Here is a 15,988-nt window from a genome sequence, read left to right as displayed (position 1 = left end):
CACCGGGGCTCTCGGCGCCCGCGACGGCCTCAAGCGCCTGAGCCTGCGCGAGTGGGCGCCATGCCACTGGACCACGGGGCCAGTGGGAAAGCCCTTGGCTCAGCCGTATCGCTCGACGAGCGCGTTGCCGATCGAGGCCAGGTGGTCTCGCACACCCGGAGGGCCGGTCACCTCCAGCCATTCGACCAGCCCGGCAAGCTCGCCGGCGAGTACGTACTCGTTGGTGCCGCGGATCATGACCTCGACGCGGCCGTCGGTCGTGGAACCTCCCACCTTGAGCCGACCGCCGAACGCCATCCGGAGCAGGTCTATCCCGTGGGGCGCGCATACCGCCTGGATCTCAAGAGGCGTTCGCTTGCGGTCGACTTCGTCGGCGATCTCGCGCCAGCTCTCGGCGAGGTCGAAACCCTCGGGCCGGTCCACGGGGTCGTCGGTCAGGTCGGCGGACGACACGCGGTCGATCCGGAGGGCCCGCCGGCCGGCCTCGGTGTCGGAGACGAGGTACCACGACGAACCTTTGGCGACGATGCCCAGTGGGTGGACGGTTCGCTCCGTTTCGGCGCCTCTTCGGTCGACGTAGCCGAGCCGCACCTGGACACCACGGATCACCGCGTCCTGGAGTTCGTCGAGGAAGCGAGGTGGTCTGTGCTCGACCGGACTCGACCCCCATCGTTGCGGATCCTTGATCAACGACGCCGCCGCTGCCTCGGCCTGCCCCCGGAAGGGCTCCGGCAGGGCACGGACGAGCTTGCGCAGAGCCGCCTTCACGGCCGGCGTCGCAGCCGAGTCGGGGCCGGCAACCAGGAACAGGGCGCGGGCCTCGCTCGCGGTCAACCCGGACAGGTCGGTGCGGGCGCCGCCCACGAGGCGCCAGCCGCCGCCTCGGCCCTGGGCGGAGTACACGGGCACCCCGGCCATGGCTAGGGCGTCGAGGTCACGGCGAGCGGTGCGCTCGGAGATCTCCAGCTCTCGGGCGACCTCTGCTGCTGTGACCTGCTCGCGCCGCTGAAGCAGGAGAAGGACGGCCAACAGGCGGTCAGATCGCATGCCGAGGACACTGCCATATAAAACCGGTCATGAGGTGACCGGTTTAGGTCGACAAGATGGCGGCATGTCCTCACCGACAGGCCCCACTGCCCGCGACCGCATCGACCCCCGACCCGTCGGCGGTGCGCCGACGCCGCCTTCAGGAACCTTCGCCGTCTGATCACCCCCGAAAACTGGAGAGGAAACACGATGTTCGGTCCAGCTGATTTCCCCAAGCCCACCCTCATTTCGCTCAACGGTGTGGAGCTTGAAGTCTTTGAAGCAGGCCGGCAGAATGCCGGAAATCCCATCGTGCTCTGTCACGGCTGGCCGGAGCACGCCTTTTCGTGGCGTCATCAGATGCCCGCCCTCGCCGCAGCGGGATACCATGTCATCGTCCCGAATCAGCGCGGTTACGGAAATTCATCCCGTCCGACCGAAGTGACGGAATACGACATTGAACACCTGTCGGGTGACCTTGTCGCACTTCTCGATCACTACGGGTACGAGGACGCCACCTTTGTCGGTCACGACTGGGGTGCGATGGTTGTCTGGGGGCTTACCCTGATGCATCCGGACCGTGTGAACAAGGTGATCAATCTTAGTCTGCCTTACCAGGAGCGCGGAGAAAGGCCCTGGATCGAGGTCATGGAAGACGCGCTTGGCGGCGACTTCTATTTCGTCCACTTCAATCGGCAGCCGGGCGTTGCGGACGCCGTGTTCGAAGAGAACACCTTCCAGTTCCTTCGCAACATGTACCGGAAGAACGTGCCCCCCAGGGAGCCTCAGCCGGGTATGGCGCTGATCAATCTAGCCAGAGCGGAAACACCACTCGGTGATCCCGTCATGAGCGACAGCGAACTGGCCGTTTTCGTCTCCGCCTTCGAGTCGACAGGGTTCACGGGCAGTGTTAACTGGTACAGGAACCTTGACCGAAACTGGCACTTGCTGGCGGACGTGGAACCGATCATCCAGCAGCCGACACTCATGATCTACGGCAACCGAGATGCGGTCCAGAGGTCTGAGAAACTGGCGGAGTTCGTACCCCATGTGGAAGTGGTCAATCTTGACTGCGGTCACTGGATCCAGCAAGAGAAGCCAGAAGAAACGAACCAGGCGATTACGACATGGCTGGAACAGCAGGATGCCATTTAGCCTCGTTCAGCCTCGATCTTGCACGCAGCGCGACTACGCCTCACCGAGCGCCGTCACGTGGTCCGCGAAGCTCACGGTGAGACTTTCCAGCGCCGCCTCGCCCCTTCGGTGGCATAGCTGGGGAAGCCGATGACGCCTGACCCCGCGTATGCCTTCATGTCAAGGCATGAGCAGTACAAGGCTGCGGTGAGCTTCGGCTGCGGGTCCGGGGTGGCGGTCGACGACCGCCACCCCGGAGCGTCATGCAACAGCAGAACCCGCCCTGACCTGCCCTTACAGCACCGGAAGGTTCTTGCGCAGCTCGAAGGCGGTGACCTCGGAGCGGTACTCCTCCCACTCCTGCTTCTTGTTGCGCAGGAAGAAGTCGAAGACGTGCTCCCCGAGGGTCTCGGCGACCAGCTCGCTGCGTTCCATCAGGGAGATGGCCTCTCCGAGGTTCTGCGGGAGGGGTTCGATGCCCATGGCGCGACGCTCGGCATCGGAGAGGGCCCAGACGTCGTCGTCGGCGCCGGGCGGGAGTTCGTAGCCCTCCTCGATGCCCTTGAGGCCGGCGGCCAGCAGGACGGCGTAGGTGAGGTACGGGTTCGCGCCGGCGTCGATGGAGCGGACCTCCACGCGGGAGGAGCCGGTCTTGCCGGGCTTGTACATGGGGACGCGGATCAGGGCCGAGCGGTTGTTGTGACCCCAGCAGATGTACGAGGGCGCTTCGCCGCCCGCGCCGGCGCTGCGGGCGGAGCCGCCCCAGATGCGCTTGTAGGAGTTCACCCACTGGTTGGTGACCGCGGAGGTCTCGGCGGCGTGCCGGAGCAACCCGGCGATGAAGGAGCGCCCCACCTTGGAGAGCTGGTACTCGGCGCCGGACTCGTAGAAGGCGTTGCGGTCGCCTTCGAAGAGGGAGAGGTGCGTGTGCATGCCGGAGCCCGGGTACTCGGAGAAGGGCTTGGGCATGAAGGTGGCCTGTACGCCCTGCTCCAACGCGACCTGCTTCATGACCAGGCGGAAGGTCATGATGTTGTCAGCCGTGGACAGCGCGTCGGCGTAGCGCAGGTCGATCTCCTGCTGGCCGGGGGCGCCCTCGTGGTGGCTGAACTCGACCGAGATGCCCATGGATTCGAGCATGGTGATCGCCTGGCGGCGGAAGTCCATGCCGACGTTCTGCGGGGTGTGGTCGAAGTAGCCGGAGTTGTCGGCGGGGGTCGGGCGGGTGCCGTCGAGGGGCTTGTCCTTCAGGAGGAAGAACTCGATCTCCGGGTGGGTGTAGAAGGTGAAGCCCAGGTCGGACGTCTTGGCAAGGGCCCGCTTCAGTACGTAGCGGGGGTCGGCGAAGGACGGGGAGCCGTCCGGCATGAGGATGTCGCAGAACATTCGGGCGGTGCCCGGGGCCTCGGCGCGCCACGGCAGTATCTGGAAGGTGCCGGGGTCCGGTTTGGCGATCATGTCGGACTCGTACACCCGGGCGAAGCCCTCGATGGCGGAGCCGTCGAAGCCGATGCCCTCGTCGAAAGCGCCTTCGAGCTCGGCCGGCGCGACCGCGACGGATTTGAGGAAGCCGAGCACGTCGGTGAACCACAGGCGCACAAAGCGGATGTCGCGCTCCTCTAGGGTTCGGAGCACGAATTCCTGCTGCTTGTCCATGACTACATCCTTGCAGTTCAGACGGCCTGTTCACCACCGCCCCGGCGGCAGGGGGAGTCCCAGTATCGCGAGCCGTGGTTTCGGCCACATTACGCACCCCCTACCGGCTCTGACACCCCGGAGGGACCGCTGGGGCGACATGAGCATTACCATCGGCGGCCATGAGGGCGCGAGGAGGTGCTGGCAGCGGGTGCGAGGGGCGTCGCGCCCGGCTTCCGTACGCCCTTGCGGGTGCTTGGCTGTGCGTCCTGGGGGCGCTGCTGGCCGCGGTGTGCCTGTGCGTGCGGGTGGTACCCGCCCCGGCCGCCGCACCGGCCCAGTCGCCCGTCCCGCATGCTTCCGCGGCGCACGTGGAGTACCTGTGCCCCCATGACGGGTCGGGCTGTGGTCCGCTCTCCCACGGCGCCGCTGCCGTGCTCACCGCTCCCCTGCTCACCCCGGCGCTGCCGGGCGGCGAGCCGGCACTGGCTCGGCCCGCGGTGCGCAGCGGACAGAACCTGCTCTCGGAGCCACTGGCCCGTGGGCCCGACCTGCATGTCCTTCAGGTGATGCGGACCTGACGGGCCCTGTGGTCCGCGGTCGTGGATGACCGCTGGCCCACTGGCACAGCCCGTCAAGACACCCCCACAGTTAAGGACTGCACCCATGAGCGGTAAGAACTCCGCCAATGACTCCCGCCAAGCCCGCATAGCCGAGATGCGTCGAGCGGAACAGGCCCGGGACCGCCGTAACAAGGTCTTCACGATCTCCCTCGCCGCACTGGTCGTGGCCGGTCTCGTCGGGGGCGGCGGATTCCTGTTGAACCGGGAGTCGGACAAGAAGGAGCAGCGCGAGGAGCTCGCCAAGGCCCCGGTCAAGGACGAGAAGAGCTGGGACGCCAGCAAGTTCGGCCGCAATCACGTCACCACCGCGGTCACCTATCCGATGAAGCCGCCGGTCGGCGGAGACCACAACCCGGTGTGGATGAACTGCGACGGCGAGGTGTACGCCAAGCCCGTTCCCGAGGTGAACGCCGTGCACTCCCTGGAGCACGGTGCGGTCTGGGTGACGTACAGCGACAAGGCCTCCAAGGACGAGGTCGAAAAGCTGAAGGGGAAGGTCGAGAAGACCCCCTTCACACTGATGAGCCCGGTCCCTGACCAGTCCGGAGCGATCATGTTGAGCGCCTGGGGCAAGCAGGTGACCGTGGATCGAGCCGGTGATCCCCGGGTGGATCAGTTCCTCACCAAGTACGTCCAGGGCCCGCAGACCCCCGAGCCGGGTGCGGCCTGCACCGGCGGGCTGGCCCAGAAGTGAGCAGGCAGATCAGGTTGAACCGTACGAACGGCACCGCTGCCGCGGCCGTGGTCGCGGCACTGGTGTTCGCGGCATGGGCGAGCGGGACCACGGTTGGGAACGCCGGCAGCCGTGCCGCAGTCGTGACGCCCTCCACCACCTCCGCGGAGGCCGGCTTTGCCCGCGACATGTCGGTGCACCACCAGCAGGCGGTGGAGATGTCCTTCCTGGTCCGTGAACGGACTCAGGACGAGGGGGTCCGCCGGCTGGCCTACGACATCGCCAACACCCAGGCCAACCAGCGCGGAATGATGCTCGGCTGGCTGGACCTGTGGGGGCTGCCGAAGGTGGAGTCGGCCCGGGCGCCGATGACGTGGATGGGGCACGGCGACGCCACCGGCCCGCGCGAGGACCACGCGGGTGGCCACGAGCACGGCGCGGGCCATGACGAGGCGGCCGGCCACGCGGACAGCGAGGCACCGGGAACCACCGGCGGGGCGGGCCACGCGATGACGGCCAAGCCGGGCGCCCTGATGCCGGGCATGGCCACCAAGGCCGAGATGGCCCAGCTCCGGGCGGCGACCGGCACCCAGGCGGAGATCCTCTATCTCCAGTTGATGACCGACCACCACAAGGGTGGGGTCGACATGGCCCGCGGCTGCGTCGACTTGTGCACGGTGCAGCAGGAGAAGGACCTGGCCCGGGGCATGGTCGAGGCGCAGCAGTCGGAGCTGGCCCTGATGGCCGACATGTTGAAGGAGCGGGGAGCGGCGCCACGCAGCTGAGCGGCCCTCCCGACCTGCTCAGGGCGGGGAAGGCTCGCCTCCGAGGGCACCGAGGACCGCCCGGGCCACCTGGTCCGGGCGGTCCACCATGAGCAGGTGACCGCAGGGCACGGCGGCTTCGAAGTGGGCGCCGAGACGGTCGGCCAGACGGCGCTGGCGGTCGAGCCAGCGCCCGGCGGCCCCGGTCCGGCGGGCGGCTGCGGCCAGGACCGTCACCGTCCTGCCGGCCGGCAGTGGTCGCCGGCTGCGCAGCTCCTGGAGCTCGGCGGCCAGGTGGGGGTACCGGGCGTTCTCCAGCAGAACGCCGCGGGTCACCCGGGAGCTGCGGTAGACCCTCCGTACCAGGCTCCGGGGCGCCGGGTCGGGTGCGGCGCCGGACCGTGCGGCCCGTACGCAGGCACGACGGGCTACCGGGCCCAGGGCTGCGGGAGCACCGACCCCGGATAGCAGGGCGCCGAGGGCTCGGGCGCCGGCCTCACGCAGAGCCGGCGAAGCCGGGGCCCGCGGGTGTTCCTCGACGCTGGAGTCGAGCAGGACCAAGCCGCCGGCGAGGGCGGGATGCATCCGGGCGAAGGCTTCCGCATGGAACCCCGCGAGTGAGTGACCGGCGACGGTGGCCGGTCGGTCGGCAAGGCCGAGGACGCCGAGGAGGCCCGCGATGCGCTGTGCTTCGACGGCCAGGGTCGAACGCTCGACGGGCGCGGCGCTCAGACCCTGACCGGGTCGGTCGAAGCGGACCACGGTGCGGTGTGGGCGCAGCAGCGGGACGACCGGGTCCCAGTCGAACCAGCTCAGGCCCAGGCCGCCGGTGAGCACACAGGGCGGGCCGCTCCCCTCGACCACCACGTGCAGGGCCACTCCGTCGACGGGTACGAACCGAGCGGCCCGCTGCCCGCTCATGTGCGGTGCTCCCGGGCGACGGAGCGGGCCAGCAGGGCCAGCCAGAGCGCCACGGTGAGCACTTGGAGACGCTGGCCCGCCCCGAGGGCCCAGCGGCCCCCGCCGGCGGTGAAGGCCGCGACAGCCGCCAGGGTCCAGGCCGTGGCCAGGACTTCTACGGCTGCCAGGTACGGCCCGGTCCGGGCCAGCGGGCGCCAGCGGTGGTGGCGCAGGGCCGCCAGGGTCAGGCAGACGATGCCGAGCAGGGCTCCGGTCATGGCCAGGCTGCTGGTGATGGCGTGGGCCTGGTGGGTGGCCGGGACGAGACCGGCGGTCTCGCGGGCCGCGCACTCGGGATCGGTGGTGGGGGCGCAACTGAGGGGTAGTCGAGCGTCCGCGGCGGTGGCGGCGCCGAAGAGTGCGAGGGCGGCCCAACCGACGAGGATCACCGGGCGGCGGGCCGCGGGGTCGGACTCGTCCTCGCGCAGGTTGCGGATGAGGGCCCCGAGGGCGCCGAGCAGGAGCAGCACCCCGGCGGTGAGGTCGGTGGCGCGGAAGAGGCCGCCCAGGGGCTGGTCTTCGGCGGCGAGTTCGCTGAGGTACGTCTGCACGGGGTCGAGGCCGGTGGCGAGGACCACTTCGAGGACCCAGGCCGTGTAGGCGAACGCGCCCAGGGCGAGAAGGGAGGCGATGGTCCGGGGGCCGATGCGGGACATGGTGGGGCAATGCTATGGGCTGCCCCCGGTCCCCGGCGGGTGCACGGCGTCGGTTGCCGTGCTCGCCGGTCGGGGTGTCGCCGGTGTTCCGAGTTTCCGGCCGTCGGCGACGGCCGGAAACTCGACACATACCCGCCCGGGGTAAGCTGCGCTCGTGATCGCATCCCGTCTCAGCAGCCGCCGGAGTGCCAGTGCGCCCCGGTGGTGCCGCGCGCTGTGGTGTGCGGTGTTGCTGCTCGGGATCGCGACGATGCACACCCTGGGGCACCCGGCCGAAGCACACGGAGGCCACGGGACCGTCTCACACACAGCGATCGGCGCCGCCGGCGAGTCGACCGACCGGGTTCAGGGGGTCAGCGCGGAGGCGAGGACGATCGGGAAGGAGTCCGGCGGCGGGCCGATCATCTCGAACCAGCACCACCTGACGGTGCCGACAGTGGCCCCCGACGCCTCCCAGCCGCCTGCCCAGCGGGAGCTTCCGCTGGGTGCCACGGACACCGCGGCGTTGTGTCTGGCCGTGCTCGGCGCACTGGCCCTGGGGCTGTACGCGCCGATGGCCGTGGGCGGCTCAGGTCGGCCGCTGCTCCGCGGGTGCCCCGAGCCCGGGCGGGGAGCGGGCGCCGGCGACCGGCTCGGTCCGCTGGCCGGGCGGATAGTGGTGTTGCGCGTATAGGCGGTGGACCGGCCCGCGCCGGGACTGACGTCCACCGATCACACCTTTCACACCACGAGGTGCTTCCATGCGCTCTCTTTTTGGCGACATCACCCACACCCGGCGCAACGTCCTCGGGCTCGCCGCTGCCGCGACCGGCTCCGCACTGCTCGGCGCCTGTTCCACGACCGATCCGAACCCCGGCCCCCAGGTTCCCGGACACGGCGGCGCGCCTTTCACTCCCCGCGGCTACCTCACCCCTGATGGCCCCAAGGTGCGGGCCGCCGAGGCGGCTCGGCGCGGCGGGCGGGAGCGTGCGGTGCGGCTGACCGCGACCGCCGCGACCATTGACCTCGGTGCCGGTCGCACGGTGCGCACCTGGGCGTACGGAGACCAGCTGCCGGGGCCCGAGATCCGGGTCACCGCCGGCGAGACCCTGGCCGTCACCCTCGCCAACCACCTGCCCGAGGACACATCGGCGCACTGGCACGGTCTGGCGCTGCGCAACGACATGGACGGGGTGCCCGGCATCACGCAGCGGGGAATCCGACCGGGCGGCTCCTTCGCGTACCGCTTCACGGCGCCGCATCCGGGGACCTACTGGTTCCACCCGCACTCGGGCACCCAACGCGACCGGGGCCTGTACGCCCCCCTGATCGTGGAAGACCCCCGCGAGCCGCTCAGCTACGACAAGGAGTGGGTACTGGTCCTCGACGACTGGTTGGACGGCGTGGCCGGTTCCACGCCGGACGCGGTGCTCGCCGAGTTGCGGCAGGGGATGCTGGAGCACGGCGGTGCACACTCCGGGCACGGCAGCGCCGGTTCCGGCAGCTCCCACATGCTGATGGGGGCCGAGAGCGAGCTCCTGGGCGGCGACGCGGGCGACGTGGCGTACCCGTACTACCTCGTCAACGGCCGCTCGGCGGATGCGCCCGAGGAGTTCCGGGCCCGTCCCGGAGACCGCATCCGGCTGCGGATCGTCAACGTGGGCGGCGACACCGCGTTCCGGGTGGCGCTCGGCGGCCATTCGCTGACGGTGACGCACACCGACGGCTTCCCGGTGGAGCACCGGGAGAGCGATGCCCTGTTGATCGGCATGGGCGAACGCTACGACGTCCTGGTCACCGCGCGGGACGGCGTGTTCCCGCTGACCGCAGTGGCGGAGGGCAAGGGGGCTGCCGGCCTGGCGGTGCTGCGGACCGGCGAGGGCCGCGCACCGGCGGCGGACGTCCGGCCGCGGGAGCTCGCCGGCCGGGTCGCGGGGGCGGACGCCCTGAAGGCGGCGCCGGGCGCGGCACTGGGCCGGCGGACGCCGGACCGGGTCATCCGGATCCGCCTCACCGGCTCGATGGCGAGGTACGACTGGGCCTTCGACGGCCGGCCGTACTCCCCCGGGCACCGCTACGGAGTGCGGGCGGGCGAACGCGTGCGGCTGGTCTTCTCCAACACGACGGCCATGTGGCACCCGCTGCACCTGCACGGTCACACCTTCGCGCTGGCGGGGACGTCCGGCGGGGCCCGTAAGGACACCGCGCTGGTTCTGCCGAAGGGAACGCTCGCGGTCGACTTCGATGCCGACAACCCCGGTCAGTGGATGATCCACTGCCACAACGTCTACCACGCGGAGGCCGGCATGATGGCCGTCCTCGGCTACCTCGAGTAGGTCCGCTCCGCCCGCCGCGCCCCCGCCCCGAGCGCTCTGCCACGGCGGGGGTGGGGTGGGCCACAGCTACCCACCCAGGACATCGCGTCAGAAAGACGATTAGACTGGGCGGGTGCCTCAACTACGCCTCGCCCTGAATCAGATCGACTCCACCGTCGGCTCGCTCTCGGCCAATGCCGAGGCAGTGCTGCACTGGACCCGGCACGCCGCCGAGCAGGGCGCCCACCTGGTGGCCTTCCCCGAGATGGCGCTCACCGGCTACCCCGTGGAGGACCTCGCCCTGCGCGCCTCCTTCGTCGAGGCCTCCCGCACGGCGTTGCGATCGCTGGCCAGCCGGCTGTCCGAGGAGGGCCTCGGCGAGCTCCCCGTCATCGTGGGCTACCTCGACCGCGCGGAGCGGGCACAGCCCCGGCTCGGGCGCCCCGCGGGCGCCCCGGAGAACGCCGCCGCGGTCCTCTTCCGCGGCGAGGTGGTGCTGCGCTGCGCCAAGCACCACCTGCCCAACTACGGCGTCTTCGACGAGTTCCGCTACTTCGTCGCGGGCGACACCCTGCCCGTGGTCCGCATCCACGGCGTGGACGTGGCGCTCGCGATCTGTGAGGACCTCTGGCAGGAGGGCGGCCGGGTTCCGGCGACCCGTTCCGCCGGTGCCGGACTGCTGGTGTCGATCAACGCCTCACCGTACGAACGCAACAAGGACGACCTGCGGCTGGAGCTGGTCCGCAAACGGGCCCAGGAGGCCGGCTGCACCCTCGCCTACGTGGCGGCCACCGGCGGTCAGGACGAGTTGGTCTTCGACGGCGATTCGATCGTGGTCGATGCGGACGGGGAAGTCCTGGCCCGCGCACCGCAGTTCAGCGAGGGGTGCATGCTGGTCGACCTGGACCTGCCGGCGGCTGCCCCCGAGGCGCCCCCGGCAGTGGTCGAGGACGGGCTGCGGATCGAGCGGGTGACCCTCACCGAGGATCCGCTGCCGAGCTACGAACCGGAAGTCCGGGGCGGTTTCGCGGACCGGCTGGAGGACGACGAGGAGATCTACTCGGCGCTCGTGGTCGGTCTGCGCGCCTACGTCCACAAGAACGGCTTCTCCTCGGTGCTCATCGGTCTCTCCGGAGGCATCGACTCGGCACTGGTGGCGGCCCTCGCCTGCGACGCCCTCGGCGCGCAGCACGTGCACGGGGTCTCCATGCCATCGAAGTACTCCTCGCCGCACTCCAGGAGCGACGCGGCGGACTTGGCCCGACGCACCGGACTGAAGTTCCGCACCGTGCCCATCGAGCCGATGTTCGATGCGTACATGGGGTCGCTCGGACTGACCGGGCTGGCCGAGGAGAACCTCCAGTCACGGCTGCGCGGCACGCTGCTGATGGCCCTGTCGAACCAGGAGGGCCACATCGTGCTGGCCCCGGGCAACAAGTCGGAACTGGCCGTGGGCTATTCGACCTTGTACGGCGACTCGGTCGGCGCCTACGGGCCGATCAAGGACGTCTACAAGTCGGACGTCTTCCGCTTGGCCCGTTGGCGCAACCGTGCCGCGCAGGAGCGCGGCCAGGTACCTCCCATCCCGGAGAACTCGATCACCAAACCGCCCAGTGCCGAACTGCGGCCCGGACAGGTCGACACCGACTCGCTGCCCGACTACGAGGTGCTCGACGCCGTCCTGGCCCTCTACGTGGACCGTGACCAGGGGCTGGAGGCCATCGTCGAGGCCGGCTATGAAGCGGAGTTGGTCGCCAGGACGCTGCGCATGGTGGACACCGCCGAGTACAAGAGGCGCCAGTACCCACCGGGCACCAAGATCTCCGCCAAGGGCTTCGGGAAGGACCGCAGGCTGCCGATCACCAACGGCTGGCGGGAACGACCGGCCCACTGATTCGGGTCGGTGCCCCGGCACTGGTCGGGGCACCGGCCGACGGCACCACGCCACACCGCACCGGCGATCTTCAGGAGACGGTCACCCGGGCCGCGATGGGCAGGTGGTCGCTGCCGGTGCGCGGCAGGGTCCAGGAGCGCTCCGGCTTGACCCCCTTGACCATGATCTGATCGATCCGTGCCATCGGGAACGAGGCGGGCCAGCTGAAGCCGAACCCATCGCCGGCCGCACCCTGGGTGGAACGCATCTGTGAGGTGACCGGGGACAGCGCCCGGTCGTTCATGGTGCCGTTGAGGTCACCGAGCAGGACCACATTGGAAAGCGGCTCCTCGACGATGGCATGGCCGAGGGCGTCGGCACTGTTGTCCCGCTGGTTGGCGGTGAAGCCGGCCTTCAACTTGACTCGGACGGAGGGGAGATGGGCCACGTACACGGCCACCTGACCGTGTTCGGTCTCCACCACTGAACGCATCGCCCGCGTCCAGCCCATCTTGATGTCCACGGGGCGGGTACCGCTCAGCGGGAACTTGCTCCAGATGCCCACCGTGCCCTCGACCGCGTGGTACTTGTACGTGCCCGCCAGCACCGAGGCGTAGGCCGAGACCCGGCTCGCCTTGAGCTCGGTCAGGGCGAGGACGTCGGCGCCGGACTCTGCGACCTGACGCGCGGTGCCGGCCGGATCGGGGTTCTCGGCATTGACGTTGTGGGTGGCCAGGACGAGGTTGCCGCCGTCCCTCGATTTGTCGCTGACCAGACCTCCGAACAGGTTGAGCCAGACGAACGCCGGCAGTAGCACGGCGATCAGAGCGGTCGCCGAGCGGCGCCACAGCGCCGCCCCGAGCAGCACCGGCACCGACAGGCCCAGCCAGGGCAGGAACGTCTCGGTGAGACTGCCCAGGTTGCCCACCCGGTTGGGGAGTTCGGCGTGGAAGACCATCACCAAGGTGATGACGAGGGCAAGCGCCGCCAGGACGATCCCGCGGCGCCAGATCCCCGGGTCGTTGCGGAGTTCGGCCACCAGGCGCCGGAGTCGGGACCCGGAGTGCTCGGGCTCCGAGCCGCCGTGCCCCGTCTCCGCCATGTACGCCTGCGTCATGCCGCTACCCTCGCTACCTGCTCGTTGCCCACCCGCTGCCGCCCCTTGACCCTAGGCGATGACGGGGACAGATCCATGCCGTACCGGACGGCCCTACTGCCACGATGACGATGGAGCGGAGCGCCGGGTTCCTCCTGCGGCCCGCACCTGGGCACCTGTAACCAAATGCGCATATTCCACAGGAGCCGGCCGCTGACCGAGGAGGCGTGTCGGGCCCGCCTGAGGACGGGCGACGCATCCGGGTTCCCCCTCGCTCGGCGCCTCCCACTTTCGCGCTCCCGGGGCGGGGTGCCACCATGGAGGTAAGTCCGGGGACGCCGTGAGGGTGCCTCGAGATGACACAAGGAGCCGTTGCAATGACGCATGCCGTTTCGCCTGCGCGCGAGACCACCGGCCAGCCCTCCCTCTACGGGGGCAAGACCCACCGCCGGATCACCATCCGTGATCTGGCCGCCGCCAAGGAGCGCGGCGAGAGGTGGCCCATGCTCACCGCCTACGACGCGATGACCGCCTCCGTCTTCGACGAATCCGGGATTCCGGTCATCCTGGTCGGCGACTCGATGGGCAACTGCCACCTGGGGTACGACACCACCGTTCCGGTCACACTCGACGAGATGACCCTGTTGTCGGCAGCCGTGGTGCGGGGGACCAGCCGGGCACTGGTCGTGGGCGACCTGCCCTTCGGTTCCTACCAGGAAGGTCCGGTACAGGCTCTGCGCAGTGCCACCCGTCTGGTCAAGGAGGCCGGTGTGGGCGCCGTCAAGCTGGAGGGCGGCGAGCGCTCGCTACCGCAGACCGAGCTGATCGTGCAGTCGGGCATCCCCGTCATGTCACACCTGGGGCTGACCCCGCAGTCCGTGAACGCCATGGGCTACCGGGTCCAGGGCCGCGGCGACGAGGCCGCGCACCAACTGCTGAAGGACGCGAAGGCCGCACAGGACGCAGGCGCCTTCGCGGTGGTCCTGGAGTTGGTCCCGGCGGAACTGGCCGCCGAGGTCACCCGCTCCCTGCACATCCCGACCGTGGGCATCGGCGCGGGTGCGGGCTGTGATGCCCAGGTCCTGGTCTGGACCGACATGATGGGCCTCACCCCGGGCAAGCTGCCGCGGTTCGTCAAGCAGTACGCGAACCTGCGCCAGACCATGGGGGACGCCGCCAAGGCCTTCCTCCAGGACGTGGTCGGCGCCTCCTTCCCGCAGGACGAGCACAGCTTCCACTGACCCCCGGCCGACGGCCCGCCGGCACGCTGCCGTCGGGCCGTCGGTTCGCTGTCGGCTCACTGTCGGCCCGATGTCAGTGGCTTCTGCTCTCCTAGGGGCATGACGCGATTCGACAAGAGCCCCGGGCAGGGCGGCCACGCCGTGGAGGTGCGGGGGCTGGTCAAGCACTACGGGGAGACCAAGGCCCTCGACGGCGTAGACCTCGACGTCCGGGAGGGCACGGTGCTCGGGGTCCTCGGGCCCAACGGCGCCGGCAAGACCACTCTCGTGCGTTGCCTTTCCACCTTGATCGTGCCGGACTCGGGCACCGCCACCGTGGCTGGCTTCGACGTGGTCCGCCAGCCCCGCCAGCTGCGCCGCACCATAGGCCTGACCGGCCAGTACGCCTCGGTCGACGAGAAGCTCTCCGGCTGGGAGAACCTGTACATGATCGGGCGGCTGCTGGACCTGTCCCGCAGCGACGCCCGCAAACGCGCCGACGAGATGCTGGAGCGGTTCTCCCTCACCGAGGCCGGTAGGCGGCCCGCCATGCAGTACTCCGGCGGCATGCGCCGGCGGCTGGACCTGGCCGCCTCGATGATCGGCCACCCCTCAGTGCTGTACCTGGACGAACCGACCACCGGCCTGGACCCGCGCACCCGCAACGAGGTGTGGGACGAGGTGCACCGGATGGTGGCCGAGGGGGTGACCGTGCTGCTCACCACCCAGTACATGGAGGAAGCCGAGCAGTTGGCGAGCGAGTTGACGGTCATCGACCGCGGCAAGGTGATCGCCAAGGGCAAGGTGGACGAGCTGAAGGCGAAGGTCGGCGGGCGCACGCTCAAGATCCGGCCGACCGATCCGAACACCCTTCCCGATATGGCCCGCGCCCTGGCGGAGGCCGGTCTGGACGGTGTCGCCGGCTCGCAGGCGGTGCCCGACGAGGGCCTGCTGTACGTGCCGATCCTGTCCGACGAGCAGTTGACCGCAGTGGTCGGCCTCCTCGGCGCCCGCGGGTACGCCATCGCGGACCTCGGGACCCACCTGCCCAGTCTGGACGAGGTGTTCCTGGCCATCACCGGCCAGAAGTCCTCCTCCACCGCGGCCGAAGACGAAGTGACGGAGGTTGCGGCATGAGCACGGCAACGATGACCAAGACCCCTGCTACGACGCCCCCGCCCGGCCCGACACCCTCCAGTGAGGGACGGATCGGGGTGCGCGCCAACCTGCGCCACATCGGTGCGCTGGTACGCCGCAACGCCCTCCAGATCAAGCAGGACCCGGAGTCGATGTTCGACGCCGTGTTGATGCCGGTCATCTTCACCTTGCTGTTCGTCTTCGTTTTCGGCGGTGCCATCTCCGGGAACGGCAACCAAGAGGTCTACGTCAACTACGTCATCCCGGGCCTGATGGCGATGATGGGCATGAACATCGCCATGGCGGTGGGCACGGGGGTCAACGACGACTTCAAGAAGGGCGTGATGGACCGCTTCCGGTCCATGCCGATCGCCCGCTCCTCGGTGCTCATCGCGAAGATCATTGTCGAGATCGGCCGGATGATGGTCGCCATCGCCATCCTGCTCGGCATGGGATTCCTCCTAGGACTCTCCATCGAGACCTCGGTGGTGCACCTGTTCGCCGCCGTCGGCCTGTCCATGGTCTTTGGTGCCTCACTGACCTGGATATTCATCCTGCTCGGTCTGACCATGAAGACGCCACAGGCCGTGCAGGGCATGGCGATGCTGGTGCTGATGCCCCTGCAGTTCGGCAGCTCGATCTTCGCCCCGCCGTCGACCATGCCGGGCTGGTTGCAGTCCTTCACGGACTACAACCCGCTCTCCAACCTCGCTGACGCGGCCCGCAACCTGATCAACGGTGGAGCCGTGGCCCACTCCGTGTGGATGACGCTGGGATGGTCGCTGGCGATCACGGTGGTCACAGCGCCGCTGGCGGTCTCGAAGTTCCGCAAGAAGACCTGATCCCGCCGGCCCCGCCGGAGGGGTACGGGGCCGAGAGGCCCGTGCCTCGCGGATC

15 protein-coding genes are annotated in these 15,988 nt (G+C 69.6%); 10 read left to right on the top strand and 5 right to left on the bottom strand.

The features are described from left to right. Positions 1 to 99 precede the first annotated feature (99 nt). On the bottom strand, positions 100 to 1,047 hold the full coding sequence (locus ACFYMC_RS01300; protein ID WP_388516948.1) for a helix-turn-helix transcriptional regulator: 948 nt from the start codon (positions 1,045 to 1,047) through the stop codon (positions 100 to 102). Between the two features lie 189 nt (positions 1,048 to 1,236). Here ACFYMC_RS01300 and ACFYMC_RS01295 point away from each other — a divergent pair, with 189 nt between their 5' ends. Continuing rightward, positions 1,237 to 2,181 carry an alpha/beta fold hydrolase gene (locus tag ACFYMC_RS01295; RefSeq protein ID WP_388516945.1) on the top strand — a complete coding sequence of 315 codons (945 nt, stop codon included), beginning with the start codon at positions 1,237 to 1,239 and terminating at the stop codon, positions 2,179 to 2,181. 273 nt (positions 2,182 to 2,454) lie between these two features. Here the strand turns inward: ACFYMC_RS01295 and ACFYMC_RS01290 are convergent, their stop codons facing one another. Further along, positions 2,455 to 3,816, bottom strand: a complete 1,362-nt coding sequence (locus ACFYMC_RS01290; RefSeq protein ID WP_388516942.1) for a glutamine synthetase family protein — start codon at positions 3,814 to 3,816, stop codon at positions 2,455 to 2,457. 161 nt (positions 3,817 to 3,977) lie between these two features. Between ACFYMC_RS01290 and ACFYMC_RS01285 the strand changes: the two genes are divergently transcribed. From ACFYMC_RS01285 to ACFYMC_RS01275, 3 genes are all read left to right on the top strand, one after another. Then, on the top strand, positions 3,978 to 4,376 hold the full coding sequence (locus ACFYMC_RS01285) for a hypothetical protein (RefSeq protein ID WP_388516939.1): 399 nt from the start codon (positions 3,978 to 3,980) through the stop codon (positions 4,374 to 4,376). An 85-nt stretch (positions 4,377 to 4,461) separates the two neighbouring features. Then, positions 4,462 to 5,112: a DUF3105 domain-containing protein gene (locus ACFYMC_RS01280; protein WP_388516938.1), complete on the top strand. Its 651-nt coding sequence runs from the start codon at positions 4,462 to 4,464 to the stop codon at positions 5,110 to 5,112. A 14-nt stretch (positions 5,113 to 5,126) separates the two neighbouring features. After that, the gene (locus ACFYMC_RS01275) at positions 5,127 to 5,876 is read left to right on the top strand and encodes a DUF305 domain-containing protein (RefSeq protein WP_388516935.1); all 750 of its coding nucleotides are present in this window, start codon (positions 5,127 to 5,129) and stop codon (positions 5,874 to 5,876) included. 18 nt (positions 5,877 to 5,894) lie between these two features. Here the strand turns inward: ACFYMC_RS01275 and ACFYMC_RS01270 are convergent, their stop codons facing one another. Together ACFYMC_RS01270 and ACFYMC_RS01265 are read right to left on the bottom strand one after the other, a co-directional pair. Next, complete coding sequence (locus ACFYMC_RS01270) at positions 5,895 to 6,776, bottom strand: alpha/beta fold hydrolase (protein ID WP_388516932.1); 882 nt, start codon at positions 6,774 to 6,776, stop codon at positions 5,895 to 5,897. After that, on the bottom strand, positions 6,773 to 7,471 hold the full coding sequence (locus ACFYMC_RS01265) for a DUF998 domain-containing protein (protein ID WP_388516929.1): 699 nt from the start codon (positions 7,469 to 7,471) through the stop codon (positions 6,773 to 6,775). Before ACFYMC_RS01265 ends, ACFYMC_RS01270 begins: the two co-directional genes overlap by 4 nt. Positions 7,472 to 7,625: 154 nt before the next feature. Between ACFYMC_RS01265 and ACFYMC_RS01260 the strand changes: the two genes are divergently transcribed. The 3 genes from ACFYMC_RS01260 (at position 7,626) to ACFYMC_RS01250 (ending at position 11,659) form a co-directional block, all read left to right on the top strand. Continuing rightward, positions 7,626 to 8,144, top strand: coding sequence for a hypothetical protein (locus tag ACFYMC_RS01260; RefSeq protein WP_388516926.1), 519 nt, complete (start codon positions 7,626 to 7,628; stop codon positions 8,142 to 8,144). 67 nt (positions 8,145 to 8,211) lie between these two features. Beyond that, a complete protein-coding gene (locus tag ACFYMC_RS01255) occupies positions 8,212 to 9,786 on the top strand; it encodes a multicopper oxidase family protein (RefSeq protein ID WP_388516923.1) in 1,575 nt (524 codons plus the stop codon). Between the two features lie 112 nt (positions 9,787 to 9,898). Continuing rightward, positions 9,899 to 11,659 (top strand): NAD+ synthase, encoded by a 1,761-nt coding sequence (locus ACFYMC_RS01250; RefSeq protein WP_388516921.1) that lies wholly within the window; start codon positions 9,899 to 9,901, stop codon positions 11,657 to 11,659. 70 nt (positions 11,660 to 11,729) lie between these two features. Here ACFYMC_RS01250 and ACFYMC_RS01245 read toward each other — a convergent pair whose 3' ends face one another. Further along, complete coding sequence (locus tag ACFYMC_RS01245) at positions 11,730 to 12,755, bottom strand: endonuclease/exonuclease/phosphatase family protein (protein WP_388516918.1); 1,026 nt, start codon at positions 12,753 to 12,755, stop codon at positions 11,730 to 11,732. 356 nt (positions 12,756 to 13,111) lie between these two features. Here ACFYMC_RS01245 and panB point away from each other — a divergent pair, with 356 nt between their 5' ends. The 3 genes from panB to ACFYMC_RS01230 all read left to right on the top strand — a co-directional run bounded on the left by panB (position 13,112) and on the right by ACFYMC_RS01230 (position 15,933). Beyond that, complete coding sequence (gene panB, locus ACFYMC_RS01240; RefSeq protein ID WP_388516915.1) at positions 13,112 to 13,975, top strand: 3-methyl-2-oxobutanoate hydroxymethyltransferase; 864 nt, start codon at positions 13,112 to 13,114, stop codon at positions 13,973 to 13,975. Positions 13,976 to 14,074: 99 nt separating this feature from the next. Beyond that, positions 14,075 to 15,091 carry an ATP-binding cassette domain-containing protein gene (locus ACFYMC_RS01235; RefSeq protein ID WP_388516913.1) on the top strand — a complete coding sequence of 339 codons (1,017 nt, stop codon included), beginning with the start codon at positions 14,075 to 14,077 and terminating at the stop codon, positions 15,089 to 15,091. Then, complete coding sequence (locus ACFYMC_RS01230; RefSeq protein ID WP_388516910.1) at positions 15,088 to 15,933, top strand: ABC transporter permease; 846 nt, start codon at positions 15,088 to 15,090, stop codon at positions 15,931 to 15,933. Before ACFYMC_RS01235 ends, ACFYMC_RS01230 begins: the two co-directional genes overlap by 4 nt. The last annotated feature ends 55 nt before the right edge of the window (positions 15,934 to 15,988 follow it).

The sequence above is a fragment of the Streptomyces sp. NPDC006879 genome (assembly GCF_042869595.1).
Classification (GTDB): domain Bacteria; phylum Actinomycetota; class Actinomycetes; order Streptomycetales; family Streptomycetaceae; genus Streptomyces.
This window is presented reverse-complemented; position numbering and strand designations above follow the sequence as displayed.